The 3,372-nt window shown below is 59.0% G+C and carries 3 protein-coding genes; 2 read left to right on the top strand and 1 reads right to left on the bottom strand.

What is annotated here, in order from left to right; all coding sequences use genetic code 11:
- On the bottom strand, positions 1 to 196 hold a 196-nt coding region (locus tag V6C16_RS09765), incomplete at its 3' end, for a hypothetical protein (RefSeq protein WP_333543099.1).
- 546 nt (positions 197 to 742) lie between these two features.
- Here V6C16_RS09765 and V6C16_RS09760 point away from each other — a divergent pair.
- Positions 743 to 2,053 carry an NCS2 family permease gene (locus V6C16_RS09760; protein WP_333535333.1) on the top strand — a complete coding sequence of 437 codons (1,311 nt, stop codon included), beginning with the start codon at positions 743 to 745 and terminating at the stop codon, positions 2,051 to 2,053.
- A gap of 501 nt (positions 2,054 to 2,554) precedes the next feature.
- A complete protein-coding gene (gene lepB, locus V6C16_RS09755; protein WP_333535332.1) occupies positions 2,555 to 3,175 on the top strand; it encodes a signal peptidase I in 621 nt (206 codons plus the stop codon).
- Positions 3,176 to 3,372 lie beyond the last annotated feature (197 nt).

The following is a 3,372-nucleotide window of genomic DNA, read 5'->3' as shown; positions in this document are numbered from 1 at the left end:
CGTGCGTGTGCAGCCCAAAGGGCAGGCGCAGATGGGCGTTGGCGTAGGCCGGTAGCATGCCTGCCGCCTGGGCGGCGGTGGCATTTTCAGTGTTTTTTGCTTCAGCAGTTCCCCGGCAGCCTGTGCTGTTGGGGAACTGCTTTTTGCGGGCGCACGGGCCTTGCCTCATATGGACATGATATGCGCGATATGGCATGCTGCCGCCTTCATCAGGGCGGCATTGTCCGCAGCCCGCTTCCGTGTCATATCCATCGCCCGGACGAGACGGCATACCGGCTTTTTCGGGCTGCTGCCCGCCATGCGGCGTGGATCTGGCGGTGGGCATTGCAGTCGGTCGTGCAGCATCGGTTATGTCGGATAAGGCATGTTCACCTTGAAATTGTTCTGCGGCTGCGCGTACAAACGCCCGCCGCGAAGGCGCAAGTGCGTTTCAGCCGTTGGACGTAGGGCTTGCGGGTGCTTCAGCCGTTGTAATGCAGAACACTGCGCTTGAAGGCAGCGTGCGTAGCCACACGGCGTGTCCCACGCGACCACTTGTTCCATTCGTAAGGATCCCAGGCTCACCGGCGACTGTCGCGAAGACGGCAGGTTTTTTGTGCTTCAAGCGCCACAGTGCGCGCCGCACACATTGAGAAGCCATGTTCTCAAAGGTATGATGCTCTATTATGGTTTTTGTTTTGCGGGCAGGGATGGTCTGGGCTTCCCATGCCCGATCGGCGTCGCACAGTAAGGAGGAAACGCCATGAGTGTGCTGGAAAAATTGTTTAATCCCGCTGCGAGGGGCAGCACGGTCAAAAGAGAAATGCTGGCGGGTCTCACCAGCTTCATGGCTATGTGCTACCTTATTTTCGTGGTTCCCGCCATGCTGGCTGACGCGGGCATGCCCAAGGATTCCGCCGTGGCCTCCACCATATGGGTGACCATTATCGCCACCCTGGTTATGGGCCTGTGGGCCAAATTTCCCGTGGGCGTGGCTCCGGGCCTGGGTATTACGGCATTTTTCGCTTATTATGTGTGCGGCCCGGCCGGGTATTCCTGGCAGACCGGGCTCGGTGCGGTGTTCATTTCCGGCGTGGTTTTTCTGCTGCTTACGGTCACCCGCATTCGTCAGCTCATCATCAACGCCGTGCCTATGGACCTCAAGTATGCCATTGTGGTGGGCATCGGGGCTTTTATCGCCTTTATCGGCATGAAAAGCTGCGGCATTGTGGCGGCTGACCCTGCCACCTTTGTGACGCTGGGCAATCTGGGCAATCCCGGAACCCTGCTTTCCATTGTGGGCATCTTTCTTATTGGCGGCCTGCTGGCCCTGCGCGTGCGCGGAGCCATGATCATCGGCATTCTGGTCATTACGGTGGCGGGCATAGCCCTTGGCGTGTCGCCCCTGCCGCAAGGCCCCATTTTCTCCGCCAGCCTGCCCATGCCCACGGAAACCTTCATGCGGATGGACATCAAGGGGGCGCTGCATCACGGGCTTATTTCCATCATTTTCACCCTGACGATGGTGGATCTTTTCGACAATATGGGCGTGCTCATCGGTCTTTCGCAAAAGGCCGGATTCATTCGCGAAGACGGGCATATCGAAAATCTCGACAAGGCCCTTATTACCGATTCGATGGCTACAATGGCGAGCGCCGTCATGGGCGCCACCACGGCCACAAGCTACCTTGAAAGCGCCGCCGGGGTTGCGGAAGGCGGCCGCACGGGACTTACCGCCGTGACCATTGCCGCGCTGTTCTTTCTGGCGCTCTTTTTCTCGCCCCTGGTGGGTATGGTCCCCGCCTACGCCACCGCTCCGGTGCTTATTATCGTGGGCGCCATGATGATGCAGGAAGTGGGGCGCATCTGCTTCAAGGACTTTACCGTGGCATTGCCCGCGTTTTTGACCATCATCAGCATGCCGCTGACCTTTAACATCGCCACAGGCTTCGGCTTCGGCTTTGTGAGCTGGGTGGGCATCAAGGCCCTGGCCGGACGCTTTAAGGATCTGAACCTGGTCATGCTGTGCATCGCCCTGTGCTTTATCATCAACTTTGCCCTGCGCCTGCCGTAGGATTTTGTGGGCATGCCCGAGCGGTTTCAACGCGGACTGCTCAAACGCTGCCGTACAGGGATAACTGCCGGAAGCGGCATTGCGCCGTTGCGGTAACAAGGCCTCCTCCTGTGTGTTTCATGCTTTTGCGGCATGGTGGACAGAAGGGGGCCTTTGCTCTTTGCAGGGGCGCGGTATGCTGTGGCCTGTCGGCGTAGCATGCCGTGTGAACAGATTTTCGGGCAGACCAGTTGGGGCTCCGGCATGTGTACCTTGCCTTTGGGCGCGCATCAGTGCATACTTTGCAACCGCGCATCACCGGGACACGGCAGTTTGGGGGCGGCCTTAAGGGCTGCTTCATGCCGGGACGCCTTGCGTACTTTCAAGGGGCGTGCTTTTGGCACGCCGAATTGGCGCAACGCCGTGCGGTGGCCCGGCAGAGCGGTGCGTGGCTGAAACAGCAACCTCTGCCCGCGGGCAGGCGTTTCAAGGTAAAATGCCCTCAACAAGGAACAGCACCTCATGACCACGCTTTTGAGATCGTCGCGCCCCAAGAAGCCTCTGTGGCGCGAATATGGCGAGGCCCTGCTTGTGGCCCTGCTGCTTGCCCTGGTTATTCGCACGTTTGTCGTGCAGGCTTTTAAAATACCTTCTGAATCCATGTTGCAAACCCTGCTGGTGGGTGACCATCTGCTTGCCAGCAAGTTTGCCTACGGCATCAAGATTCCCTTTACCAATCACTATATTTACAGGGGTGATGACCCGCAGCGCGGTGAAGTCATCATCTTTGAATATCCCAACGATCCCAGCGTGGACTATATCAAGCGTATTGTGGGTGTTCCCGGCGATGTCATAGAGGTGCGCGGCAAGCAGTTGTACCGCAATGGCGAGGCCGTCAAGGAAAGCTATACGCGCTTTACACAGCCTGACCGTGTGGAGCCTGTGCGCGACAATTTCGGCCCGGTGACGGTTCCTGAAGGCAAGTATTTCGTCATGGGCGACAACCGCGACAACTCGCTGGACTCGCGCTTCTGGGGCTTTGTGGATCGCAGCGCCATACGCGCCAAGGCCTGGCGCATCTACTGGTCCTGGGGCGGGCTTGACGACATGCGCTGGAACCGTATGGGCAAAAAAGTGGAATAGCCGCCCTGCGGCTCAAGCGCGGCAAGGAGGCCCTGTGGTGGTCCGGCTGAACAGCGGCGGCGTGGAAGGCGTTGACGCCTATCCCGTAGAACTGGAAGTGGATTATGTGCGCCAGGGGCTTCCGGGCTTCACTATGGTGGGCCTGGCGGAAACCGCTGTGCGCGAGGCCAAGGACCGGGTGGTAGATCGGAAGAGCG

This window comes from Desulfovibrio sp. 1188_IL3213, assembly GCF_036763145.1.
Lineage (GTDB): Bacteria > Desulfobacterota > Desulfovibrionia > Desulfovibrionales > Desulfovibrionaceae > Desulfovibrio.
This window is presented reverse-complemented; position numbering and strand designations above follow the sequence as displayed.